The following is a 26,005-nucleotide window of genomic DNA, read 5'->3' on the forward strand; positions in this document are numbered from 1 at the left end:
CTCCTGTTTTTACAGATTTGAATTCTGATCAATCTTTTCTTTTATTTTTGTGATTTCAGCTGTTACAGTCTCACTGAAATCATAAGGGGATTTACCCTGACGGTCAGCGTCGATAACCTCCGTATTGTAATGGAGTATGCCAAGAAGGTCTTCTGCCGGGATTCTGGAACGGATAAATTCCTCATCCTCTGTATTTCTGACCTTGTTTGCCACAACCTTAACCTGTGCTACTCCAAGATCACTGGCAAGACGCTTGACATTCTTGTATGTCTGTACACTTCTTGCACCTGGTTCGATCACTACGATAAATGCGTCAACTCCCTCTGTGGTTCCTCTGCCGAGATGTTCCAGGCCGGCTTCCATATCAAGAATCACCACATCTTCTCTTCTCAACACCAGATTGTTAATAATACGTTTCAGCATTACATGCTCCGGACATACACATCCGCCGCCGCCTGTCTCGACAGTTCCCAGGACAAGGAGCCGTACGCCGTTACAGACCTTACCGTATTTATCCGGAATATCGTCTACCTTTGGGTTCAGATGATAGAACTGATTTCCTGCAGTTGCTCCTGTGCGTTCCTCCACAAGCTTACGCATTTTGGAAATCGGCACGATAGAATCCAGTGTTTCTTCATCAAATCCCAGCGCCAGGCCAAGATTTGCATCCGGATCCACATCTGCTGCAAGTACCGGTCTGCCCTCTGCTGCATACAATCTCGCGAGCGTTGCTGCAAAAGTAGTTTTGCCTACGCCGCCTTTTCCTGTAACTGCTATTTTCATTTTATGTCATCCACCTTTTATTACAATTTTAGATTACAGCAGATTAGATTCCTAATGCTGTTCTCTTTTCTTCAATTCTTTCGATCATCAGATCAACTAATTTCTCGATATCTGTTTCTACTGTGTAAGCAGCACCTGTCCATTTTCTTGTTCCTTCTGTGAGAAGTTCACCCATCTCTGAAGAACCGGAAACATATGGATCAACACCAAGGAAGGTATCAATACCGGTACCTACTACGTAGTTACCGATGGATACAGCTTTTTCAGACATCCACTCAGGAGCACATCCAACTACCGGAAGCTGATTGATCTGAAGTCCTGAATCTTTTGCAAGTTCAGCAGCCAGGATCATCATACGGGAGATATCTACGCAGGATCCCATGTGGAGTACCGGCGGGATATCAGCCAGCTCACAGACACGTTTCAGACCTGCACCGCAGAGTTCTCTTGCGGATTTGTCCATCAGACCAGCTTTTGCAGCTGCCTGTGCTGAACATCCGGAAGCGATGACAACGATATCGTTTGCGATACATTTCTTCATCAGTTCGATATGTGCATAGTCAGGACGGATCTTAGGATTGTTACATCCAACCATAGCAACAGCACCACGGATAACACCGGAAGTGATGCACTCAAGTAACGGTTTGGTTGTTCCTGTTTCGTCTACCTGAGAGTTTGTAACACCGTCAAGAACTTTAACAATTGCTTCTACTGAGTAACCAACAGTAGCTTTCTGTTTCAGCTGCGGGATATGTACAAGTTCTGGTTTTCTGTTCTTGAAGTTATCGATAGCCATCTTAACGATTGCTTTTGCGTTTTCTCCTGCTGTCTCAGCGTTGAATCTGATGAATTCAGAATCCGGCATCTGAGCGATCGGAGAAGTTGTGATAAATTTGGTGTGGAAGCATTTGCTCAGAGGTCCTAAGGCCGGGAAAATACACTGAACGTCTACTACGATTGCTTCGCAGGCGCCTGTCAGTACTACGTTTTCCTGCTGCAGGAAGTTACCAGCCATCGGAACACCACGACGCATAGCTACTTCGTTTGAAGTACAGCATACACCGGAAACTGTGATTCCTTTAGCTCCTACGGATTTTGCATAATCGATCATTTCTTTGCTGTCTGCATATTCACAGATCATCTCAGAAAGACTCGGATCATGTCCATGTACAACGATGTTTACGTTTTCTTCAACCATTACACCAAGGTTAGCTTCTGTATCAATCGGCTTCGGAGTTCCGAACAGTACGTCAGAGAACTCTGTTCCCATCATGGAACCGCCCCATCCATCAGCCATACCGCAGCGAAGGGACTGTTTTACAAGTGCTTCCGGAAGAGAAGAACATCCCATATGGGCCATATGCATAGAAGTTGCAACCTCACGGTCGATAGCACGTGGTGCGATTTCGTTCTCGATCAGTTTTTCTTTCTGTCCTTCCGGCATTCTGTCAAGGAATCTCTGATATCCGAATGGTTTACCATATTCCATCAGACCGATCTCAGCCATCTCATGAGCCAGATCATAGATATCTTTTCCTTCTGTTTCTACGCCCCATTCTTTTGCGATACGGATCAGTTTCTCAGGATCTTTTACCTTATAGTTTCCGTCTTCTTTTGCACAGTACAGTGTGTGGCAGATCTCACGACCGTGATCAGAATGAGTAGCTGCACCGCCTGCTGTAAATTTCAGGAAGTTTCTTCCTACGATACCGTGTGCGTCACATCCGCAGATTCCTCTCGGAGCCTTAGGTGTGATACGGCATGGTCCCATAGCACAGATTCGACAGCAGATACCCTGCTCACCGAACTTACAGTGTGGAGTCTGGTTTTTTACACGAAACTGCCAGGCATCTGCGCCTACCTTTGCGCCAGTTTCCAACAGTCTGTTGGTAGCAGCTTCAAATTCTTCCACTGTAGTTAATTTGAATTCACTCATTATAGACCTCCTTTTAACGATACATGATTTGACATGTATTTTTCTTTTCTTTCTTTTTTATGTAATAACCTCACTGACAGAACCCATCCCCCGCCATGGGTTATTTTTAAATTAATAAAAAGTGCTTTTTCCAGCACAAATGCCCTTGCTGCCAGTTTTGACAGCAAGGGTCTTTTTTACAGATTTAAGTTTTTGATAATTTCTTTCAGTGCGACTTTCACCGGATTATCTTCCGGAAGAGACGCTGTCGGACGGCCTTCGCAGTCATATTCATAGACTGTGTCATCCTGTGGAACTACACCGAGAAGGTGCAGACCCTGTTTCTCTATTTCTTCTTTGATTCCATCATTCAGTTCACCTTTCGGTGCACGGTTCACAATAAGCCCCACTGATTCCGGATGCATATTGCATTCATCGATCAGTTTTGCAATTCTGCCAACCGCCTGAACTCCTCTTCTGGAGCAGTCACTGACAAGGATTGCCGTCTGCATGGACGGAAGGACACCTCGGCTGATATGTTCCATACCTGCCTCGTTATCCACAACGATATAAGGATAGTGGTTCTGATATTTTGCAAGCTGCGCCTGAAGCAGGCCATTTACATAACAGTAACAGCCTTTTCCCTGTGTTCTTCCCATAACGAGAAGGTCAAAGTCATCTTCTTCAGTTAACGCATCCTCAAAACGCATCTCTGCGTAATCTGCTTTGGACATTCCTTTCGGAATCGGACTTTCTTTAACCAGTTCTGCCTGTGCAATTTCTTCTCTGACATCGCCGAGAGTTGTCTCAACTTCCACTCCGAGGACTTCATTCAGATTGGAGTTTGCATCTGCATCTACTGCAAGGATTGGTCCTTTGCCCTGTTCGCAAAGATACTGAATCAGCATTCCGCATAAAGTAGTTTTACCAACGCCGCCTTTTCCGGCGACAGCAATCACGTGTGCCATAATAATAGAGTGCCTCCTGCTCTAATTCCGCATTTATGAAATTATAAATCCGTAATTTAGTCTTTCTAGTCTTACTTCGAGTTATACAAGTGTACGCATACCGGATTCTTTGATGATCTCGCTTACGTCTTTCCACTTGTTCAGTGCATACAGATGGATACCTTCTACGCCGAGAGCGCGATATTTATCAATCTGTTTGATCGTATATTCGATGCCGGCTTTCTTGAAATCTTCTTTCTTCTGCTCAAGAGCATCGTCGAATGGAGCTTTGTCGAATGGGTTCGGGAAAATCCAGTATTTGGAAATCAGTCTGGAAAGTTCACGATCCATTACGCAGCCGTTACGGGACAGTGCCATGTTGATTGTAGCAGCCTGATCAAGGATTGGCATAATACCTACATCGATTGGCATTGTAACACCGGCTTTGCGGATCTTGTCCTGCCAGCGTGCAAACTGTTCCATATCCCAGCAAAGCTGAGTCATGATATAGTCAGCGCCGTTGTCCTGTTTCATTTTAAGGACAGATATATCAGCATCCAGACTGCGACATGCAATATGTCCTTCCGGTGAACCTGCTACTGCGATTTCAAATTTGTCGCCAAATTCTTTACGGATAAATTTAACAAGGTCTGTTGCATAGTTGAAATCTCCGCCTGTGGAATTCTCTCCACGCGGGAAGTCACCACGAAGTGCAAGGATATGATCAACGCCTTCGCTTAAATAAGTTTCAAGCTGATCTTTGATTCCCTCTTTTGTGTTTTTGATAACTGTGAAATGAGTTACCGGTACAGCGCCGGCTTTCTTAACCATCTGACATACTTCTCTGTTGGTGCCGACGTTTCCGCCGCCTGCTCCGTATGTAACAGAAATGTATTCCGGTTTGAACTCACAGAGATGTTCAATTGTTCCCGGAAGATTTTCCATTCCCTTGTCTGTCTTCGGCGGGAAGAGTTCAAAGGAGAGGAGCTGTCTTTCTTTCATCAGTTCTGTTAATTTTACTGTTGCCATATTACATACCTCCACATATATGTTTTTTATCTAATGGGTTTTCGTTACCACCCTTAAGATCTGATTAAGATTTATTCACAGGCCAGCTTTACAATGCTGTTTGCCAGATCTACCATAAGGATACGGCCTTCTACAACTCTTTCATCACCCATGATATCTCTGAGTACAAGTTTATTTCCGTCTACATCAATTCTGGCTACATTTTTAAAGATTACAGAATCATCACTTTCTTTATATACTGTTGCAAGACACATATTTCTGCCTCCTATATTATGTCATTGTCTATATTCACGGATTTCATGTTCAAACGCCTTTACCTGCAAGTATAAGTGGCATTTTGACCTTTGAAGTCCGGTATATTATTTCATTTCTTCTTTAACTAAAGTCAGCGCAAGTCCCAGCCGCATATTGCCTTTCTGGAAATCAGCCACTGCTTCTTTGATTGTCTTAGCTGAATTGCCAAGACCCATCTTCTCAAGGTTGTCGGCCATCTGGTCGAGTTCCGCTGCGTGGTGTTCATTATGCTGAAGCATATATGTCAGCAGCGCAACCGTTTCTTTCTTACAATCACCGCCCTCACAGGATCCGCAGTGATCTGTACTCCCACAGTCTCCATGAGAATGTGTGTGTTCCCCATCGCCATGTGTGTGTGAATGTGTATGTGTCACACCGTCCGCATGAGTATGTGCATGAGAATGCTCCGGTGTATGTTCATGTCCGTGCTGAACGAGATTTCCGTTCTCATCCTTAATAAGATGCATGTTATTCTCCTTTCTCCGGTTCTACCTCCGGAACGCCTGTAAACAGGCGCACTTATGACAAGAATTTATCAATTAAATCCATTATACATCTTTTATTTCTGTTTATCAAGAATATAATAAGAAAAAATAGACAAAAGCAGTTGTCGTTCTCTTACTTTTTTTTACATATTTATAAATCATCAGCTTATGTTTTTGTTATGCAAATAACATGGTCGTTAAATTAATAACACCCGATCATTTACATTATTCCACAACACTTGTATTAATTTTTTAACATATTTGATGTTCTTCTTTCACAATTTTATGGTATAATATACAAAAATTGTGGATTTTGCTAACAAGGAGGAATCATTTTGACCACTTCCGTATTTTTAAATAATGACCGTACCATGCCATTACTCGGTCTGGGATTATATAAGATCACTGACAATGCCGAAGCAGAAACAGCGATCACTGCTGCTGTCCAGAACGGTTATCGGCTGTTTGATACGGCATCTGCTTATAAAAACGAAGAATTTGTCGGACATGCCCTTGCAAAATGTGGCATTTCCCGCAAAGATCTTTTCATCACCACAAAGATCTGGAATAATGCGCAACGGCTTGGTGATGTAGAGGGTTCTCTACAGCGAAGTCTTGACCGTCTTGGTCTGGATTACATTGATCTCTACCTGATTCACTGGCCGGTTCCGGGCTGTTTCTTAAACACATGGAAAGACATGGAAAAAATCCTTGAATCCGGACGCGCACTTTCTATCGGTGTCAGCAATTTTGAAATTCGCCATCTCGAAGAACTTCGCAGAGTTTCCGGCATCGTACCTGTTGTCAACCAGATTGAATGCCACCCTCTCTGCTACCCTAAAGAACTGATTGAATACTGTCAGTCAAACGGCATTCAGGTACAGGCCTACGCCCCTCTGGCGCGAGGTGCTTATCTTGACAATGATATTCTTTGTGTTCTTGGCACCAAATACGCACATACACCGGCGCAGGTCGGACTTCGCTGGGCAATCCAGAAGGGAATTTCCGTAATACCAAAGTCCACACACCCGGAACGCATTGCTTCCAATGCCAGAATTTTTGATTTTACAATTGACCAGGAAGATATGGAGCTTCTCGATACACTGAATCAAAATTATCACAGTGCTTCTATTCCGGAGGATCTCAGGGATATTGTTTTTTAATTTTTATCTTGGACTCAAGAATTGCATTTACGCACTTATATGGCAAAGTAAAACCGACTGATCAGACCGATCAGCCGGTTTCTTTTATGTATATTTCTTTTGCATCATCTTTTGTATTTCATATCGGTTGTTTTATCTTTATGTTCATTGCCACGGAAGCATTGGTGTTTCCACTTTTTTATCGCGAAGCATCAGATCACGTACCGCATCAGCAGCCGGTTTGTCCTCAAACAGCACCTTATTTACTTCCATAATAATCGGCATGTCTACATCATACTTTTCTGCAAGGCTCTTCGCCGCTTTTGCAGAATATACACCTTCTACTACCATCTTCACTTCGTCCATTGCCTGCTGCATGGTGTAACCTTTACCCATAAGGTATCCGGCCTTACGGTTACGGCTGTGTACACTCGCACAGGTTACGATCAGGTCTCCCATACCGGTAAGTCCGTAGAAAGTCTCCTGACTTGCCCCCATCTTTGTACCAAGACGGGCAATTTCTGCGATTCCGCGTGTGATCAGTGCTGCTTTTGTATTATCTCCGTATCCAAGACCATCTGCGGTACCTGCTGCAAGTGCGATGACATTTTTCAGTGCCCCGCCAAGTTCCACACCAAGAATATCCGGAGTTGTGTATACACGGAAGACCGGACTCATAAATATTCCCTGAAGGTACTCTGCTATTTCCCTCTTTTCAGCACTGACTACACAGGTTGTCGGAAGACCTCTTCCCACTTCTTCTGCATGGCTCGGACCGGAAAGAACACAGACATTCGCTGCCGGAATCTCTTCACTGATAATATCACTCAAAGTCATCAGCGTATGTTCCTCAACACCTTTTGCCACGTTGACAATGATCTGGCCATCTTTAACAAACGGAGCCATCTGTTTTGCAGTACTTCTGGTAAAAGGAGACGGCACAGCAAGAACTGCTACATCCACATCTTTCAGGCATCCCTCGAGGTCTGTCGTAATTTCAACTTCTTCCGGAATATGAACTCCCGGAAGTTTTGATTCATGTTCACGTTTTTCGTTCAGCATCTTTACTTCATTTTCAAGCGCTGACCAGAGTTTTACCTGATGTCCGTTTTTGTGCAGGAGCAGTGAAAGGGCTGTTCCCCAGCTTCCAGCTCCCAGTACATTTACTTTTGCCATTTGCCCCACCATTTAACCTTTCTTTGTTTTTGATTTACTCAGAAAGACCTTGCTTTCTGTTCCTTTTGATAATCGTACAATATTTGCTCTGTGACGCCAGAATGCCAGTACAGTAAGCGCTGCCATCACGAGATACATTTCCGTCGTATGTATTCTGTCCATACCATATCCACTGATTTCTCCAAATACGATCATCGCAATCAGAGCTGCCAGATAGGATGTCAGCGAGCATAAAGAAACATAGTGCGTCGTAAAGAAAAGTACTAAAAACACCACTGCACAAATCACAAACAATCTCCAGTCAAATGCGATCAGGAATCCGACAGACGCTGCAATTCCCTTTCCTCCCCGGAATCCAAGTGTGATCGGGAAATTATGTCCGAGAATACATCCAGCAGCAGCATAAATGCAGAGCAGCGGTATCATCTCTGCCGTCCTGTCTGCAAAAATCAGTCTGACCACCACAATTGCAAGCACACATTTCAGGCAGTCGCCAACCAACGTCATTGCCCCTGCTTTCTTTCCGAAAGTACGCAGGGCATTTGTCGTTCCTGCGTTACCGCTTCCATGCTCGCGAATATCGGTTTTGTGCATTTTTCCGATGATATAGGATGTCTGGAAAAGCCCAAACACATAGCCAATCAGAATACTAATCAAACGTTCTGTCATTTTACTCAGCTCTTTTCCCCGCGTTCACGGATAATAAATTTCAGGGAAGTTCCCCTGAAGCCAAATGCATCTCTTACTTTATTTTCGATATATCTGGTGTAAGAGAAATGCATCAGTTCTTTGTCATTTACAAAAATAACAAATGTCGGTGGTTTTACGCCCACCTGTGTCATATAGAAGATCTTCAGGCGTTTGCCTCTGTCTGACGGCGGCTGCTGCATCGCAACTGCTTCGGAAAGAATCTCATTGAGTACACCTGTCTGAATACGTAAAGTCTGGTTCTCAATAACTGCATCAATTGTTTCAAACAATCTCGGCAGACGCTGACCTGATTTTGCAGAGATAAATACCAGTTCTGCATATGGCATGTATGCAAGTACTTCGCGGATACGGTTCGTGTGCTTGTAAATGGTCTTGTCGTCTTTTTCAACTGCATCCCATTTATTAACTGCGATCACAACGCCCTTGCCACGTTCATGTGCAATACCGGCGATCTTTGCATCCTGCTCGGTCACACCTTCTGTTGCATCAATCACAACAACAACCACGTCTGCACGCTCCACTGCCGTAACTGTACGGATCACGCTGTAACGTTCCAGTTCTTCTTTGATTTTGCCTTTGCGCCGAAGGCCTGCTGTATCAATAAAGATATATTCTCTGTCTTTCCATTTAACTTTTGCATCTACTGCATCTCTGGTTGTTCCGGCAATATCCGAAACAATCACGCGGTCTTCACCAAGAAGCTTGTTGATCAGGGAAGACTTACCTACGTTTGGTTTTCCTACAACTGCGATCTTCGGAATATCCTCATCCTCATCTGTATCCGCATCCTCCGGGAATTCCTTTACAATTTCATCCAGCATATCACCAATACCGGTACGGTTTGCTGCTGAAATTGCAATCGGTTCACCGATTCCCAGATTATAAAACTCATAAACATCCATCATGTATTTCTGGACACTGTCTACTTTATTTACGACCAAAACAACTGGTTTCTGGCTTCTGCGCAGCATATCTGCTACTTTTGCATCAGAATCCACAAGTCCCTGCTGCACATCTGTAATAAACACAATTACATCAGCTGTGTCGATGGCGATCTGTGCCTGCTCTCTCATCTGTGATAAAATAATATCTCCACTGTCAGGCTCGATACCGCCTGTATCAATCAGTGTAAACGCCTTGTCCAGCCATGTCACATCTGCATAAATTCTGTCACGGGTAACACCCGGTGTATCTTTTACAATTGATATCATTTCGCCTGCCAGCGCATTAAATAACGTAGACTTACCAACATTAGGCCTGCCCACTATTGCCACTACCGGTTTGCTCATACATTTGTCTCCTTATCTGTTTTTTATTTTCTGTCGAATCCAGCACTGCTGATACAAGGTCAGCCCCTGCCGGATCTACAACGATAATCTCTCTTCCAAGTTTCTCGGAAAGTTCAGTTACTGTAATGTCGTCGAGAAAAACATTTTCCCCACTCCTCAGCATATTACACGGAATCAGAAGTCTGTCTCCAAGCTTTCTGTCGGAAAGCTGTTCTGTCAGATCCTGTCCGGTAATAAGTCCGGACACCGTGATTTTTTCGCCAAAAAAATTATTCTTGATGGCGATCACCTCAAACGTGATCTTCGGATATTTTCCTCGAATAGTTTCCATGCATTTCTCTATATAGGGTGCTGCTAGTCTGCCTGTCGCAACGGTAACATGATATGACCTGTCATCGCCATCTCTATTGGCAACGGCTTCGCGCACTTCTGTATCCAGAAGCCGGAGCATACCAACTCCGTTTTCCAGCTGCAGATATCCATCATAGCGTCCTTCTTCCGGAAGTTTCTCCCCTGCAAGAATGTACCATTCATCTGACGCATGGATAAAGTGGATTCCATGTTTTTCGTACATAATCTTCTGCCAGCGGTGTATCTGCTCCAGAACTGCTTTTGCATCTTCTTTTGTAAATGACTCCAGCGGATAAAGTCCGTCACGGAATTTCGTAAGACCGACCGGAACAACGGACACACTCTGAAGAACCGGTGCATATTTCGCCATTTCCTGCAAGCTGTATTCCAGCTCTTCTCCATCATTGACACCTTTGCAGAGAACAATCTGCCCATTCATTGTGATCCCTGCCTCATAAAGCTGATCCACTTTTTTTAATGCATCTCCTGCAAAACGGTTGTGCAGCATTTTGCACCGAAGCTTCGGGTTCATCGCCTGAAAAGATACATTGATCGGTGAAAGATGGTATTTGATCACACGGTCTATATCTTTCTGACTCATGTTCGTCAGTGTCACATAGTTTCCCTGCAGAAAAGAGAGCCTGGAATCATCATCTTTAAAATACAGGGTCTCTCTCATACCCGGCGGCATCTGATCGATAAAGCAGAACATACAGTGATTGCTGCAGGAACGGTAATCATCCATCAGACCATTCTCAAATTCGATTCCAAGATCTTCGTCGTAATCCTTTTCAACTTCGAGCTCCCAGAGCTCGCCATTTGCTTTCTCTATCAAAAGCTCTATATATTCATCATTCAGGAGATAACGGTAATCAAACACATCTTCCACCGGCTGGTGATTGATCTCCGCCAGAACATCTCCCGGTTCCAGTTCCAGTTCTTCACCAATACCGCCCGGAAGAACGCTGGAAATCACATGTTTCTTTTTTTTCATAGAATTCCTTTCTGATTTATGACCATATCTGAGCTGCGTCATATGAGAATTTGATTTTAATATCCCAATGGACATATTACCCCAGATAATACTACTATAACAATTTCAAAGGTAAAAATCAATAAATTCCTTGACTGGATTTAGGGCAAATGTTATAAATGTATTAGGACTCAGTTTGAAAACTACACCTAGGAGGAATATTATGCCAAATATAGAGTTACTTGAAAAATCAACTCCAACCGCTCCGATTCGTATCGTAGCACTTGAAGGATGTCAGGATCTGGCGAAGGAGGTTGACAAGAAACTTGTAAAATTCCGTAAAGAACTTGCAGCAAAGAAAAAGCCAAGTACAATTCCGCAGGGTTACAGCCTGCCTTCTTTTCTGGTTGATTCCGAGATTATCCGATTCGGTACAGGCGAAGGTAAAGGATACATCAAAGAATCTGTTCGTGGTACGGATCTTTTTATCATGGTTGATATCACAAACTACAGCCTTACTTATAAAGTCTGCGGCCACGAGAACCATATGTCTCCGGATAACCACTATCAGGATCTGAAGCGTATCATTTCCGCCGCTACCGGTAAAGCACACAGAATCAATGTCATCATGCCATTCCTTTATGAAGGCCGTCAGCACCGTCGTACCAAGAGAGAATCTCTTGACTGTGCACTGATGCTTCAGGAATTAAGAGATATGGGCGTATCCAACTTTATCACCTTTGATGCACATGACCCACGTGTTCAGAATGCAATTCCTCTGGACGGCTTTGATAACTTTTTCCCAACCTATCAGTTCCTGAAAGCCCTGGTAAAAGAAGTCAACGATTTCAAACTGGACAACGATCATCTGATGATCATCAGCCCGGATGAAGGTGCTATGTCAAGAGCTGTGTACTTCTCCAACATCCTCGGCGTAGACATGGGTATGTTCTACAAACGTCGTGATTACTCTACCGTTGTAAACGGTAAGAACCCAATCGTTGCGCACGAATTTCTTGGTGATTCCGTAGAAGGCAAAGATGTTGTCATCATCGATGATATGATTTCCTCCGGCGAAAGTATGCTGGATGTTGCAAAGCAGATCAAAGAGCGCCACGCAAAGCGTGTATTCATCTGCACCACATACGGTCTGTTTACAGATGGTCTCGACAAATTTGATGAGTACTATGAAAAAGGCTGGATTGACAAAGTTATTACTACCAACCTCAACTACCGTTTGCCGGAGCTTCTGACCAAGCCTTACTACATCGAAGCAAATATGAGCAAATATCTTGCAAGTATTATAGATATCATCAATCATGATGTTTCCGTAGAAAAAGTTCGTTCCAGCAACGAAAAGATCATGGAACTTATGGAAAAAGTAAATAATCGCTGATTTTTAATGGGAGCCTGCATTATGCGAGCTCCCATTTTTTCTGTATCATCCAGATATCTGGCATGTATTTTTCTTCTATTTTAATCCGAGAAATGCTCCAAGATTTCCTCTTTTACCATGCGATGCACGATGAGAAAACAGGAAATCCGGATTGCAGCAGGTGCAGATTCCAGGCATGGAGATGTGCTTCTCCGTGATTCCTGCTTCCGTAAAAATAATCTTATTTGCTTCCCAGAGATTTAACTGATATTTTCCGTTTTCCTTCTTATAAAAAAGTTTTTCCCAGTGTTCCGGTGCAAAAGATTTCTGAAATTCCAGTATCACATCTTCACTGACCTCATAGCACTCCTGGCAGATAGACGGTCCAATGGCCGCATACACATCAGCCGGATCTGTGCCATATGTTTCCTGCATTTTCCGAATCGTAACTGCACCGATTTTTGCAACAGTCCCTCTCCATCCGGAATGAGACAGGCCAATCGCATGATGCACCGGATCAACAAAATACAGCGGCACACAATCCGCATAAAATGTTGCCAGCACCAGACCTCGTACATTCGTGATCATTCCATCTACATCTGTATAAGGTCTGGGCTTCGTAATCCCATTTCCGCGGTCCTCTTCTGTAATAATGCGTACATTCGCCGTATGTGTCTGATCCGAAGTCACGATATCTCTTTCCGAAAAGCCAAGTGCAGCCGCAAATCTTCTGTAATTTTCATAAACAGCGGCATCCTTATCTCCTCTTGTAAAACTGAGATTCATGGATGCATAAATCCCTTCACTTACTCCACCCAGCCTTGTGCTGAATCCATGCACAATATCCGCAAACTGTTCAAATGCCGGATATGTAAGCCAGGTCACACCTTTGTTTTCTTTTATCTGCATATGTGAGGCAGTTCCCTCATGCCATCTGATTTCCGCCATCCCATTTTTCCTCTCTTTTGTCACTTACAATAATCAAATGCATTTCTTATCCACTGAATCTGTTGTCCATCAATTGCAACAACATCAAATCTGCATGGTGGTTCCTGATACCCATAACGAATCAGGAAAAAACTTGCTGCACGACTGATCCGTTTCTGTTTATGTATGTCTACTGCAGCAGCCGCAACCCCATTACCGCCGGAACTTCGGTATTTTACTTCAACAAACACCAGATATTTCCCATCTCTGGCTATCAGATCGATTTCTCCGCTCTTGCAGCGAAAGTTCTTCTCCATCACCAACAGTCCCTGTTTTTCCAGAAAGGCAGCCGCCTGATCTTCATAGCGACTGCCTGTTTTTCTTTTATTGATACAAAACACTCTTTTCTGCTTTTATGTCGGTATCTTTCGTATTCTTGAATTTATGTTATTGTAACACAGCTTTACTGTCACACAAAGTTTTTAATAAATGTTGCACGATGAATTGGTGTCGGTCCAAATTTCTTCAATGCTTCAATGTGCTCCGTCGAACCATAGCCTTTATTGGATGCAAAACCATATCCCGGCAGTGTTTTATCGTATTCGACCATCAGACGGTCTCGAGTAACCTTCGCCACAATACTTGCCGCTGCAATAGAAGCACTTTTAGCATCACCTTTTATGATCGGTACCTGCGGAATCTCCACTTCCGGGATCGTAACCGCATCATTCAGCAGAAGCTGCGGAGTAACCTTCAGCTTGCTTATTGCCTGACGCATGGCTTCATAGGTTGCCTGCAAAATATTGACCTCATCAATCTTCGCCGGTCCGACCATCCCGATGCCAACCGCCACTGCTTCACTTAGAATCACATCATAAAGTTCTTCTCTTTTATGTGCTGTCAGCTTCTTTGAATCATTCAGGTACAGAATCTGATGATCCGCCGGAAGAATTACTGCGCATGCTACTACCGGGCCGGCCAACGGCCCTCTGCCGACCTCATCTATTCCACAGAGATAACCCAGATGTTCGTATTTGCGCTCATACTGCATCATCTGTTCCATACGGAGTTTCTCTGCTTCCAGTGCCTTTATTTTCTTTTCGTACTGCAAGATCAGTTTCTGTACACCACTTCTGGGATCTTCACGGTAGCAATCACACATGCTCTGCCAGTCGGCTTCTCCCGCCGCTGCAAATTCATCTTTTATTTCACCGATCTTCTTCATCAGTTTTTCTCCTGCTCTGCCCACTCCAGAGTGATGCGCCCAATTTTTCCTCCCCGGAAATCGTCAAACAGAAGTCCGGATGCCTTTGTATAATCCAGTTCTTCCCCTTTTTTGAGGCAACCGCGTGCTTTCGCGATGCCACCAAGGATTTCTACGGCATTTCCTGCCTCGGAGATTCCATAGCGTTTCTCAAGAAGACCTGTATAACGTTCTTTCAGATAGTCGATGAGCTTTAATGCCAGTTCTTCCATATTCAAAATATCATCTTTGATCGAACCCACAAATGCCAGACGGATTCCAACTTCCTGATCCTCAAATTTAGGCCAGAGAATTCCCGGTGTATCCAGAAGTTCTACATTTTTGTTCAGACGGATCCACTGTTTGCCCTTTGTAACACCCGGTCTGTTGCCGGTCTTTGCACAGGCTTTACCTGCAAAAGTATTAATAAAAGTAGATTTTCCCACATTTGGGATTCCCGCAACCATGGCACGAATCGGTCGATTTTTGATTCCTCTTCTGCGGTCGCGTTCGATTTTCTCTTTACATGCTTCCTGAATCACATTCTGTATGGTCTTCATGCCGGCTCCATTTCTGGAATCCACTTTTACTACATGAAAACCTTTACTCTGAAAATACTCTTTCCATGCCTCATTCTGTCTCTCGTCTGCAAGATCCGCCTTATTCAGAAGAATCAGACGTGATTTGTTCTGTCCGAGCTGATCAATGTCCGGATTTCTGCTGGAAAGCGGCACTCTGGCATCTACCAGCTCTATAATCAGGTCTATCAGCTTCAGGTCTTCCTGCATCTGTCTCTTTGCTTTGGTCATATGACCCGGATACCACTGTACGTTCATATATTACCTAACCTTTCGTAAATCCCAGTTTTTCAAAGGGCGCACACGTAAACCAGATTTTGCCTGCGATATAACGTTTCTTTACCATACCGATATCTGCATAACGGCTGTCTTCACTGTTGTTCCGATTATCTCCAAGGACAAAATATTCACCGGATTCCAACGTAATGGAACTGGACGCAAGCCCCGGATTGCTGATCATAGGAAAATCTTTGCCCTCTTTATATGCTTCCCCATCTATCAGGATCCGTCCACCCGAAATCTGGATTGTCTCTCCCGGAAGTCCGATCACACGCCGGATATGCAGTGCTGCATCATCACTGGCATTCGTTCGAAACACGATCAGATCTCCTCTTTTTGGGGAAGAGAATTTATATACCACACGGTTTATAAAAAAACGGTCACCAACCGCAATCGTCGGTTCCATCGAACTTTCCTGCATCGTCACTGTCTGAAACAGCATAATACCAACCATCGCAGCCAGTACCAGTGTAACAACGATTTCAAACACCCAGCGCATAAAGCCGCGTACTTTTTCATCTTCCAGTTTTTCTTTTGCTTCCTGAATTTTGGGACTTTGTTTCCAGTTTTTTATATCCATATTCATTCTCCCATAATGGAATCACAGTATAATCAGTGGACGTGCCACCGACACCTCTTCAATATGCAATGCAAAAAGAGGGACAATAGCTGTCGTTATTGTCCCTGCTTCTGAAACCTTTGAAATTTTCTTATCTAACGCGTTCTTTAACTTTAGCAGCTTTACCTACACGATCTCTCAGGTAGTTCAGCTTAGCACGGCGAACTTTACCATGACGGATAACTTCTACTTTAACAACGTGTGGGGAATGAAGCGGCCATGTTTTCTCAACGCCTACACCATTGGAGCTCTTTCTTACTGTGAAAGTTTCTCTGGTGCTTCCACCCTGTCTCTTAAGAACAGTTCCTTCAAAGATCTGAATTCTCTCACGGTTTCCTTCTTTGATCAGAGCGTGTACTCTTACTGTGTCACCTACACGAAACTCCGGTACTTCTGCTTTTAACTGAGCAGCTTCGATGTTTTTGATAATGTCGTTCATTTTATTCTCTCCTATTCTTATCTGGATGTTCTTAATACATACGACTGTAACAGAGGACCATCTTTTTTACAACATTGTTGATTATACTATACTCTCCCTGCTAATGCAAGAAGTTTTTAATTGTTTTCTGTATTTTCCGCATCTGTCTGATCCGCGGTATCTGACTGGCTGGCTGTACCTGCAAGAAGCTGATTCAGTTCGTCAATCATTTCTTCGTCTTTCAGACGGAATTTGACTTCTACTCGTCTGGATGCATCTTTATCTACATTTCCGTCTGCATCCAACACCGGATTTGCCATGGAATGTCCGTTGACTGTCAGGTACTTCTCGAGCTCCTGTGACTGCTCGTCATTCAGGAAATTACCCTGAATATCAATCAGATACTGTGCCACTGCCAGTGATCTCTGCTGAGACAGCTGCAGATTGTAACTGTAATCTCCGTCTGTATCTGTATATCCATCGATAATGATCTCTGCAAGGTAATCTTTGTAATCATCCTGCAGAAGTACTTTACAGTAGATTGGAAGTATCTGTTCCAGTGCCTGTTTACCGGAATCGGTCAGCTCGGCCTGATCATAATCAAACATTACACTCGCTTCCAGAGTCAGCGCACCGGTCTGTGCATCAATGTCAACATTTATATTATTTTTGGAAAATTCATTTTTCAGTGCCTCAATAACATCAGCCTTTACACCGATAATCTGATCGATCTGCGCCTGCTGGTCTTTCAGCTGTGCTGTCTTCTCGTCAAGTGCTGTCTGCTGTGCATTCAGTGTTGATTCCTGTTCTTTCAGTTTTGCAGCGAGAGCCTCCAGCTGTTTCTGCTGCTCGGCAAGCTGCTCATCCTGACTCTTTAACTGTTCATCCTGATTCTGCAGCGTCTCATTCTTTTCATCAATGGCATTCTGTTTATCCAGAAGTTCCTGCGTGTACTGCTCCTGCATCGCAATCTTTTCATCACGCTCCTGCAGACTTTCGTTATAGCTTTTCTGTGCCTGAAAAAGCGTCACACACATGATCAGCACAAAGAGCAGGAGCACACCTGCCATCATATCAGAATAAGAACGCCAGACGTTAAATCCATTTCCTTCTGATTTTTTCTTTTTGCGCATCTGCTTCTCCTTTTATCTGAATAAACCGAATTTACCTTTCTGTACACCTTTGGAAAGTTCACGGATATTTCTGGAAATCTCTTCCAGAAGTTCCTGCTGCTGTTCGCCCTGCTCCTGAATTGTTTCCTGAAGCTGTTCCAGCGTTTCTCTCTGTGCAATCTGTCCACCACTGAGCTGAACATTATTTCCGCTTCCTGTCGCCGAGATATCTGCAAGCAGACGACGAACCTGTTCCATAGTCCTACAGGACAGTTTCTGATACTGCGCAAAATCCTGAAGTTTCTGTTCAAACGCCTCAACAACTTCACGATTTGCTTTTGCCACATCCGCATTACCTTTGCTCGCTGCGGAAATACGTTCCATTCCCTGCGCTGCAGCCTCGACATATTTCTGCATGGTCTGGTTACATGCAACCCAGAATTTTGCAGAAGAGGTCTCTGCTTCCTTAAGATAATCCGCAAGATGCTGGTAATCTGCCTGCTGCTGTTTCTGGATTGTCTGATTATCCCGTACAATACGGTCAGCCACAGAAATGTATTCTTTCTGAATACTTACGGACTCTTCAAGCATCTTTTTCATTGTAGTCTCATGCTCTACATAAGCATCATTGAGCTGCTTGCTCATAGCCTGATAGAGGTTTGTCGTATAGTTTACATTGTCCGTCTGTGCATCTTTCAGCTGAGTAAGTGCTTTCCCGAAATCTGCAAACTGTGTTTCAAATGACGCATTCATTTCTTTCAGGAATGCATCCAGAATCTCTTTTACCGCATCTTCCTGGCATCTGGTCACGGAATCAACCAGTGTATCCAGAGAATCATTCATTTTTTTGAAAGTTGGTGTAATAACCTTTTCAAAACTGTCCGCCATTTTTACTGAAAACTGCTCTGCCATCTGATTCATGGCCGCCGTCTGATTCTTCTGGCTTGCAACCAGAAGGTTCATTGACTCACTCTCTGCGCTTGGCATGACATATGTATGAAAGCGATCAAGAAACAGCTGAAGATTTTCTGTCATAGATGAATATTCGCTCTTCATTCCTGAAGTATAAACGATGGAAAATGCAATACCGTAAATAGATGTCAGGAATGCAACCTTGATACCATCGACCAGAGAAGAGACAGAACTTGTCATTGCCTCATAATCCGACGGCTGGAAATCCTTAAGTCCCCATACCAGACCTACGAAGGTACCCAGGATACCAATACTGGTAAAAAGATCCGGCGCCATTTCCAGAAGTCGCTTATGCACATGCATATCGAGGTCATCCTCATTCAGAAATTCTTCGATGTCCACGATTCCTTCCTGACTCTTCGCAATACTGTCTGTAAATGCCTTCATCTTGCTATCCAGATAGGAATGGTGAAAAATCCCGTTCAGTGATGCCACTTTATCCGGTGCTACTCTTCCCGGCATTTTAAAGGCATCCTCCAGCTCGTCCGCCGCATCCTTCAATGCAAGCGAAAGCTTATTCATGCGAAACATTCCGCCAAACAGCCCCACGATATAGACAACTGCAATGATACCGAGAAAAATAAAGTTGTAGATCAGCACGCTTGCCGCACTGTTGCCTACGTACAATGTCATTCCGAGAGCGGCTGCAAACACAGCCAGAAACAACACGACATTCATGATTTTTTTCCTCATAGCCAACCTCCCTGTAGTGTTCATTTTTATTCGTATTTCTTCGCAAAAAGCATTGATTTCGTACTATTTTCTGCCTTTTCTATCATATCATATCATATTTTTACGAACAAGCTGTTTTCCTGACTTTACCCGTTTCTCACAAATTTTTCATATTTCCGGCAAAAAAACAGGCGATTCTTTTCGAACCGCCCGTCTCATTATGCATATACTTTATCTTCTTCCAAAAGCACAGCCTCACCATCTTTTACTTCAACGATATTCACACCACAGTTCGGCGGGACATGTCCATGCCAGAAGTCTTGCGGATCCTGATAAATGTTCTGTAAAAGCGCACGCACTGCACAGCCGTGTGATGCGATCAGAATCGTTTTGTGCTGATAATCCGGATTGCCGGTTACTTCTTCCCAGAATTCTTTTGTCCGAGCAAGAATATCTGAAATATTTTCTCCGTTCTTCGGACGTTCAAATTTCCATGGATCATTAAAAAACTTCTCCATCTGCTCATTCAGAAATACATGCTCATCTGTAAAGCAGACAACCCCTTCCAGTTCGCCAAAATTGATCTCCTGGATTCTTTTGTCCTCGATGACCGGCACCTTATGTGGCTGCTTTTCAAGGATCAGTTCTGCCGTCCTTCGCGCTCTCACAAGAGGGCTTGTGATGCAGAGATCAAACGGGACTTCTTTTAATGCTTCACCCGTTTTCTCTGCAAGCTCGATTCCCTTCTCTGCAAGTGGGATATCCGCCGTTCCCTGCACTTTGTGGAGTTCGTTCCACACGGTTTCCCCGTGCCGTACAACATAAAGTTTCATCAGCTTCTCAGCTCGATTCCAAGGTCTGTCAGACCATTCAGGATTTTTTTCATTGCGGCTGTGATCTCAGCCTCTTCCAGAGTCTTGTCATGATCACGGAATACAACAGAATAAGCCATGGATTTGTATCCGGCTTTGATCTGTGCACCTTCATAGATATCAAAGAGCTGATAAGATTCAAGAATCTTTCCGCCTCTCTGCTCCAGAACGTCTTCGATCTGTCCAGCAAGCACATGTTTCGGAACAACCATACTTAAGTCACGGGTAACTGCCGGATATTTGGCAATTCCGCTGAATTTGTGGTTGAATCCACAGAATTCAAGGATATCCTGAATATCGATCACTGCGACATATGTTCTTTCTCCGATTCCATAATTATCTGCAACGATCGGATGTACCTCACCGAGATAGCCGACTACTTTGCCTTCATAGCTGATGTTGGCCTGTCTGCCCGGATGCAGGTATGTCTTATTGCTGTCCGGTGTATAGTGAACTTTCTTCTTCATGCCGGATTTTTCGAAGAATTCTTCTACAACACCCTTCATATCAAAGAAATCACCAGCTCCGTACATACCAAGAGTAAAGTGTGTCCTTTCATCCGGAAGCTCAGTCAGCGGAAGTGCCTTCGGCAGATAAACTTTACCGATCTCGTACAGACGAACACCTTTGTTTCTTCTGTTGTAGTTTGTTGCCAGAGAAGACAGCATACCATGCAGTGTGGTCGTACGCATGATACTGTAATCTTCACCAAGCGGATTACTGATCGTAATAACTTTACGAAGATCACTGTCCTGCGGAATGCGAAGTTTATCAAATACCTTCGGGCTTTCGAAAGAATACGTCATTCCTTCGGAGAATCCACAGTATTCTGCGATATCTCTTGCCACATTCTCAATGCGGAGTTTGAACGGAAGTTTACCTGTGGTAGCTTCTCCATTTGGAAGTGTGGTCGGGATCTTGTCATATCCGAAGAATCTTGCAACTTCCTCTGCTACGTCTGCCATGCAGTGGATATCCTGACGGAAAGTAGGTGCTACGATCTCGTTTGTCTCCGGATCCAGTGTCAGTTCAACTTTTGCAAGGTATGCAAGCATTTCTTCTTTTGTAAGGTCTGTTCCGAGAAGTGCATTGATGCGCTCCGGCTCAAACGGTACTCTGGAAGGTTCTCTCGTCTCATTACAGATATCTACACATCCGCCTACAACTTCACCTGCTCCCAGTTCTTCCATAAGCTGGCAGGCACGGTCGATTGCTGCTTTGGCATTGTTCGGGTCAAGACCTTTTTCGAATTTACCGGATGCATCGGTACGAAGTCCGATTCTCTTTGAAGAAAGACGGATATTTGTACCATTGAAGCATGCTGCCTCAAACAGAACCGTATGCACATTGTCTGTGATCATGGAGTTTTCGCCACCCATGATACCTGCGATACCGACAGCCTTTCTGCCATCGCAGATCATCAGAACCTGATCGTCCATCTCACGTTCCTGACCATCCAGTGTTACAAATTTCTCTCCGGTTTTCGCACGACGTACAATGATTTCTCTTCCTTCGATGGTATCCAGATCGTATGCATGCATCGGCTGTCCGTACTCTTCCATAACATAGTTTGTAATGTCTACAAGATTGTTGATCGGACGGATGCCGTTGGAAGCCAGGCATCTCTGCATCCATTTCGGTGACGGGCCGATCTTGACATTTTTTACAACTCTTGCTGTATATCTCGGACAAAGTTCCGGATCTTCTACAGTAACTTTGATATAGTCAGATGCTTTTTCATCGTTTCCTGTTTCTTTGACTACAGGAGGAATGAATTTCTTATCAAAAGTAGCAGCTGCTTCTCTTGCAATTCCAAGTACTCCATAGCAGTCTACACGGTTGGATGTGATCTCATATTCGATAACAACATCATCAAGACCAAGTGCTTTGATTGCACTTTCTCCTACTACCGCATCTTCCGGGAAAATGTAAATGCCGTATTCCGGTGCTTCCGGATACATTTCTCTTGAACTTCCCAGTTCTTCGATTGAGCACATCATACCGCAGGATTCTACGCCTCTGAGTTTTCCCTTTTTGATTTTGATCCCGCCAGAAGTCATTTTACCGTCATGACCACCGGCAACACGACCGCCGTCCAGAACAACCGGTACTTTATCTCCTTCTTTGACGTTCGGAGCACCTGTTACGATCTGAACAGTCTCTGTTCCGATATTCACCTGACAGATGATCAGTTTATCTGCATCAGGATGTTTTTCTATTTTTTCAATCTGTCCGATCACGATCTTGTCCAGATCTGCATCCAGTTTTTCGAAGCCTTCCACTTTTGTTCCTGACAGTGTCATGGCATCTGTGTATTTCTGGGCTGTTACATCCAGATCCGGCACATACATTTTAATCCAGGACATTGATGTATTCATGTTTTATATCCACCTTTCGAATAAAGTTCATTTAAATTAATTCTGTTGAATTGAACTAGAATTGTTTTAAAAATCTGACATCATTCTCATAAAGAAGACGCATGTCATCGATTTCATATTTCAGGAGCGCGATACGTTCCAGACCTACGCCAAATGCAAATCCGGTATATTCATCAGGATCGATTCCACACATTCTAAGTACGTTCGGGTGAACGGTACCGCAGCCGAGGATTTCGATCCAGCCGGAACCTTTACAGAAACGGCAGCCTTTTCCGCCACATTTAAAGCATGAAACATCAACCTCTGCACTCGGCTCTGTAAACGGGAAATGATGTGGTCTGAATTTTGTCTTTGTCTCCGGTCCGAACAGTTCCTGTGCAAACTCCTGCAGAGTTCCTTTAAGATCTGCAAATGTAATATTCTTGTCGATGACAAGACCTTCGATCTGATGGAAGGACGGAGAATGTGTTGCATCTACTTCGTCAGAACGGAATACACGTCCCGGTGCGATCATACGAATCGGCAGTTTGCCTTTTTCCATGGTACGCGCCTGTACCGGGGAAGTCTGGGAACGAAGAAGGATAGAATCATTGATAAAGAATGTATCCTGCTCATCTCTTGCCGGATGATCTTCCGGAATGTTCAGTTTTGTAAAGTTATAATCTGCATATTCCACTTCCGGACCCTCTACTACTTCGTAGCCCATTCCGATGAAAATACGCTCTACTTCTTCGAGTGCAATGCTGTTTGGATGACGATGACCGATCATTGCTTTCTTTGCCGGAAGTGTAACGTCGATCACTTCTGCTTTCATTTTTTCTTCACGAAGTGCTTCTTCCAGTTTCTTTCTGGTTGCTTCCAGATGTTCTTCAATCTTCACACGGGTCTCATTTACCATCTGACCTACTTTCGGACGATCTTCCGGAGCAACATCTTTCATACTCTTTAAGATTGCAGTCAGCTCACCCTTTTTGCCAAGGTAAGCAACTTTTACTTCATTCAGCCTTTCCGGACGATCTGATTCCTCGATCCGTTTTCTGGCTGCTTCAGCTAATTCCTGAAGTCTTTCCTTCATATCCATGGTTTTACTCTCCTTTTTTTAACATAAAAAAAATCCGTCCCTAAAAAGGGACGGAATTATAACCGCGGTACCACCCTGCTTCCCATGGAATTATCCACAGGCACTTGAGTCATGCTTAACGCGCACCCACGTCGCTTCCTACTGAAAGTTCAGAAACGAGGCTCCGGCGGGAAATTAAGAAACTGTCTGAACTTAAAGGAGCTTACAGCCGATGACTCCCTCTCTCTGTAAGAAAACAATTTCCTGAAACGCCTTCACAGCTTTTCGCTTATCAAGCTTTATGATGCCACAGCGCCAAAAATCTGTCAAGCAGTTTTTTTATCTGCTGCCATACAGTATACTGTGCCTGGCGGAACTGTTTTTCAAAATATGCATTTAATTCTGCCCCGTAAAGCAAGAGATTCATGCATACATAAAGCCACAGCATAACCATGATCAGTGCAGACAGACTTCCGTACATATTACTGAAATTCGGAAAAAATGTAAAATACAATGAAAAGAAATAGGAAAACATTGACCATGCCACAGCAATGATAAATGCCCCCGGCACCTGACTCTTCAGGGATGCTTTTCTGTTTGGCAGGTATCTGTACAATACAAGAAAAACAAGAAAGAGTACAACAAAAACAAGAAATGTCTTGGCACTCAAAATTCTCCCTACTACCTTCCCGAGTAATGGCATGTGAACAACCAGTTCCGCATGTATCCGGTTACCCATAACCAGAAGCAGAAGACTGGTAATAATCGCAATAATAAACAAAAACATATACAACATCGAATACAACCGGTTCGTCAGCCAGTTTCGAGTTTCTTTTACGTGATAGATCACGTTCAGTCCCGCAATCAGGGACTGCATGCCCTTGCCGGAAGACCACAGTGCGAACAGACCGGAAATCGGTACGACTGCTGCACTCTTCGTGAATACTTCTGCGATGATCTTGAGTACAAAATCCTGTAAATTATCCGGTACAAACCCGATGATCACCTGTCTGAGCATCCGGTAAGTAAGCGGTGTATACTGTACAAGTGCGGTAAGCACCAGCACAAAAGGAATAAACGACATGATCAGGAAATATGCCGCCTGCGCAGCATATGCACCGATATGATCCTCCTGCATACGCTTTATGAAACCCAGGATCAGCGCTATCGTGCCTTTTTCTGATTTTTTTTCCATATTTTTTCTCCCAGGGTCAAATATGTTTGTTGTACATTTTACCATGAAATCATATTTCTGTCATCCCAGATTTTCAATTGTAATATTTTTGAAAAAATAATCCAGAATTATCCTGTAGTCGTAACCCTCTTCTGCCATCACATTTGCCGCCGTCTGGCTCATTCCCACACCATGCCCGTAACCGCCGCCTGTAATCTTCACAGATTCACCTTTTTTCATTTCCAGTTCAAAATATGCACTCGGCAACAGTTTTCCTCCTTCAGTCTCTGTGCCATCCTTTTCTGTGATCGTGCAGCCTTCCGGAGAAAAGAACTGCCGGATTTCATATTCATTTTTTAATTCAAAAGAGTCTTCTTTCATACTCACCGTAAGATCGGTTACTGCTCCGCTTTCATTTCTTGCATTTACCGTAATTGCTGTCAAAGCATCCTTTTTATCCTGATATGCTTCTGCCCGCTTTTCTATATTTTCCCACGGAATTTCAACGGACCAGCGGCTCCACGGTTCCCGTTCATCAAATTTACAGGGAACACTTTTCAGATAAGAAGCAGCCTTTGCAGCACCCCAGATTTCATCCGTGCTGGTCACACCTGCCGAAGTCGAAAAATAATATGCATCGATGGCTTCTCCATTCTGACATATGATCTGCCCCTTTGTTTCTTCGACAGCCTGTGTCGTGGAATCCTGTGGCCGAACATTTCCATACACCTGAAAGCTCACGCTGTCATCCACATCCGCATCATACTCTGTCAGTCTGCCCTCCTGTATCTGTTTCCATGCATAGGTTCTTGCACATACCGCCTGTGCTTTCAGTGCTTCAAGCGAATACGATGACGGCATTTCACTTGGTACAACACCTTTCAGATATTCTTCCAGACACAGTTCATTTACCAGTAGAATTCCCTGCTCATCCGGTATTAGCTCCATACTCCCATGATATACCGGTGCACCATCCTGGCGCTTCAATGATTGAATACAGATGCCATCTTTTTGCGCCGGAATACGTATGGTTGTTTTTTGCTTTTGAAGTTCTTCTGCTTCATATCGTATTTCCCTGCCGTTATAAGCGACCGTCACCATCGGGTGATAATATGACTGAAAATCACTATCCGATATCAGCACACGAATTACCGGATCCGGCACTTCTGCATAAATTTCTGCCACACATTTTGCCACTGCAGCACTATAAAAAATCATACTTATTCCAATA

General features: G+C 43.9%; 25 protein-coding genes and 1 other annotated feature. Of the genes, 2 read left to right on the forward strand and 23 right to left on the reverse strand.

Going from position 1 to position 26,005, the window contains the following annotated elements:
* Positions 1-9: 9 nt before the first annotated feature.
* The 6 genes from DWW86_RS02925 to DWW86_RS02950 all read right to left on the reverse strand — a co-directional run bounded on the left by DWW86_RS02925 (position 10) and on the right by DWW86_RS02950 (position 5,435).
* Positions 10-783 (reverse strand): ATP-binding protein, encoded by a 774-nt coding sequence (locus DWW86_RS02925; protein ID WP_015542887.1) that lies wholly within the window; start codon positions 781-783, stop codon positions 10-12.
* 43 nt (positions 784-826) lie between these two features.
* On the reverse strand, positions 827-2,719 hold the full coding sequence (cooS, locus tag DWW86_RS02930) for an anaerobic carbon-monoxide dehydrogenase catalytic subunit (RefSeq protein ID WP_072521055.1): 1,893 nt from the start codon (positions 2,717-2,719) through the stop codon (positions 827-829).
* Positions 2,720-2,895: 176 nt separating this feature from the next.
* Entirely contained in the window at positions 2,896-3,666 is a 771-nt protein-coding gene (locus DWW86_RS02935) for an ATP-binding protein (RefSeq protein WP_072521054.1), read from the reverse strand.
* A gap of 81 nt (positions 3,667-3,747) precedes the next feature.
* Positions 3,748-4,674 carry a methylenetetrahydrofolate reductase gene (locus tag DWW86_RS02940; protein ID WP_072521053.1) on the reverse strand — a complete coding sequence of 309 codons (927 nt, stop codon included), beginning with the start codon at positions 4,672-4,674 and terminating at the stop codon, positions 3,748-3,750.
* Between the two features lie 71 nt (positions 4,675-4,745).
* Positions 4,746-4,928, reverse strand: coding sequence for a CooT family nickel-binding protein (locus tag DWW86_RS02945; RefSeq protein ID WP_015542891.1), 183 nt, complete (start codon positions 4,926-4,928; stop codon positions 4,746-4,748).
* 105 nt (positions 4,929-5,033) lie between these two features.
* Entirely contained in the window at positions 5,034-5,435 is a 402-nt protein-coding gene (locus DWW86_RS02950; protein ID WP_117942211.1) for a DUF8180 domain-containing protein, read from the reverse strand.
* Between the two features lie 353 nt (positions 5,436-5,788).
* Between DWW86_RS02950 and DWW86_RS02955 the strand changes: the two genes are divergently transcribed.
* Positions 5,789-6,616 carry an aldo/keto reductase gene (locus DWW86_RS02955; RefSeq protein ID WP_286187632.1) on the forward strand — a complete coding sequence of 276 codons (828 nt, stop codon included), beginning with the start codon at positions 5,789-5,791 and terminating at the stop codon, positions 6,614-6,616.
* Between the two features lie 144 nt (positions 6,617-6,760).
* On the opposite strand, the gene DWW86_RS02960 is transcribed toward DWW86_RS02955, so the two are convergent.
* The 4 genes from DWW86_RS02960 to DWW86_RS02975 are packed head-to-tail and all read right to left on the reverse strand — an operon-like array spanning position 6,761 to position 11,116.
* Positions 6,761-7,771, reverse strand: a complete 1,011-nt coding sequence (locus DWW86_RS02960; protein WP_117942212.1) for an NAD(P)H-dependent glycerol-3-phosphate dehydrogenase — start codon at positions 7,769-7,771, stop codon at positions 6,761-6,763.
* Positions 7,772-7,783: 12 nt separating this feature from the next.
* Positions 7,784-8,440, reverse strand: a complete 657-nt coding sequence (gene plsY, locus DWW86_RS02965) for a glycerol-3-phosphate 1-O-acyltransferase PlsY (RefSeq protein WP_117942213.1) — start codon at positions 8,438-8,440, stop codon at positions 7,784-7,786.
* 5 nt (positions 8,441-8,445) lie between these two features.
* Complete coding sequence (gene der, locus DWW86_RS02970; protein WP_072521049.1) at positions 8,446-9,771, reverse strand: ribosome biogenesis GTPase Der; 1,326 nt, start codon at positions 9,769-9,771, stop codon at positions 8,446-8,448.
* Positions 9,734-11,116: a DUF512 domain-containing protein gene (locus DWW86_RS02975; RefSeq protein WP_117942214.1), complete on the reverse strand. Its 1,383-nt coding sequence runs from the start codon at positions 11,114-11,116 to the stop codon at positions 9,734-9,736. Before DWW86_RS02975 ends, der begins: the two co-directional genes overlap by 38 nt.
* A gap of 202 nt (positions 11,117-11,318) precedes the next feature.
* On the opposite strand from DWW86_RS02975, the gene DWW86_RS02980 reads away from it, so the two are divergent.
* Complete coding sequence (locus DWW86_RS02980) at positions 11,319-12,491, forward strand: ribose-phosphate pyrophosphokinase (protein WP_072521047.1); 1,173 nt, start codon at positions 11,319-11,321, stop codon at positions 12,489-12,491.
* A 75-nt stretch (positions 12,492-12,566) separates the two neighbouring features.
* On the opposite strand, the gene pgeF is transcribed toward DWW86_RS02980, so the two are convergent.
* From pgeF to DWW86_RS03045, 13 genes are all read right to left on the reverse strand, one after another.
* On the reverse strand, positions 12,567-13,418 hold the full coding sequence (gene pgeF, locus DWW86_RS02985) for a peptidoglycan editing factor PgeF (RefSeq protein ID WP_072521046.1): 852 nt from the start codon (positions 13,416-13,418) through the stop codon (positions 12,567-12,569).
* A gap of 20 nt (positions 13,419-13,438) precedes the next feature.
* Positions 13,439-13,798 (reverse strand): YraN family protein, encoded by a 360-nt coding sequence (locus DWW86_RS02990; protein ID WP_330392794.1) that lies wholly within the window; start codon positions 13,796-13,798, stop codon positions 13,439-13,441.
* Between the two features lie 68 nt (positions 13,799-13,866).
* Positions 13,867-14,622, reverse strand: coding sequence for a ribonuclease HII (rnhB, locus tag DWW86_RS02995; RefSeq protein ID WP_117942215.1), 756 nt, complete (start codon positions 14,620-14,622; stop codon positions 13,867-13,869).
* Positions 14,622-15,476, reverse strand: a complete 855-nt coding sequence (gene ylqF / locus DWW86_RS03000) for a ribosome biogenesis GTPase YlqF (protein WP_117942216.1) — start codon at positions 15,474-15,476, stop codon at positions 14,622-14,624. The genes rnhB and ylqF overlap by 1 nt, the downstream gene beginning before the upstream one ends.
* A 7-nt stretch (positions 15,477-15,483) precedes the next feature.
* Positions 15,484-16,077, reverse strand: a complete 594-nt coding sequence (lepB, locus tag DWW86_RS03005) for a signal peptidase I (protein ID WP_072521043.1) — start codon at positions 16,075-16,077, stop codon at positions 15,484-15,486.
* Between the two features lie 130 nt (positions 16,078-16,207).
* Positions 16,208-16,555, reverse strand: coding sequence for a 50S ribosomal protein L19 (gene rplS / locus DWW86_RS03010; protein ID WP_015542902.1), 348 nt, complete (start codon positions 16,553-16,555; stop codon positions 16,208-16,210).
* 116 nt (positions 16,556-16,671) lie between these two features.
* On the reverse strand, positions 16,672-17,667 hold the full coding sequence (locus DWW86_RS03015; RefSeq protein WP_072521042.1) for an OmpA family protein: 996 nt from the start codon (positions 17,665-17,667) through the stop codon (positions 16,672-16,674).
* Between the two features lie 12 nt (positions 17,668-17,679).
* On the reverse strand, positions 17,680-19,311 hold the full coding sequence (locus tag DWW86_RS03020) for an anti-phage protein ZorA-like protein (RefSeq protein ID WP_117942217.1): 1,632 nt from the start codon (positions 19,309-19,311) through the stop codon (positions 17,680-17,682).
* A gap of 197 nt (positions 19,312-19,508) precedes the next feature.
* Complete coding sequence (locus tag DWW86_RS03025) at positions 19,509-20,123, reverse strand: histidine phosphatase family protein (protein ID WP_117942218.1); 615 nt, start codon at positions 20,121-20,123, stop codon at positions 19,509-19,511.
* A complete protein-coding gene (gene pheT, locus DWW86_RS03030; protein ID WP_117942219.1) occupies positions 20,123-22,540 on the reverse strand; it encodes a phenylalanine--tRNA ligase subunit beta in 2,418 nt (805 codons plus the stop codon). Before pheT ends, DWW86_RS03025 begins: the two co-directional genes overlap by 1 nt.
* 55 nt (positions 22,541-22,595) lie before the next feature.
* Positions 22,596-23,615, reverse strand: a complete 1,020-nt coding sequence (pheS, locus tag DWW86_RS03035; RefSeq protein ID WP_072523307.1) for a phenylalanine--tRNA ligase subunit alpha — start codon at positions 23,613-23,615, stop codon at positions 22,596-22,598.
* Positions 23,616-23,664: 49 nt separating this feature from the next.
* Positions 23,665-23,888, reverse strand: a binding site (T-box leader).
* 4 nt (positions 23,889-23,892) lie between these two features.
* Entirely contained in the window at positions 23,893-24,795 is a 903-nt protein-coding gene (locus tag DWW86_RS03040; protein ID WP_117942220.1) for a YihY/virulence factor BrkB family protein, read from the reverse strand.
* Positions 24,796-24,855: 60 nt separating this feature from the next.
* Complete coding sequence (locus DWW86_RS03045; protein ID WP_117942221.1) at positions 24,856-25,992, reverse strand: SpoIID/LytB domain-containing protein; 1,137 nt, start codon at positions 25,990-25,992, stop codon at positions 24,856-24,858.
* Positions 25,993-26,005: the final 13 nt, after the last annotated feature.

It is taken from the genome of Ruminococcus sp. AF17-22AC (genome assembly GCF_003460065.1).
In the GTDB taxonomy this organism is placed as follows: domain Bacteria; phylum Bacillota; class Clostridia; order Lachnospirales; family Lachnospiraceae; genus Blautia_A.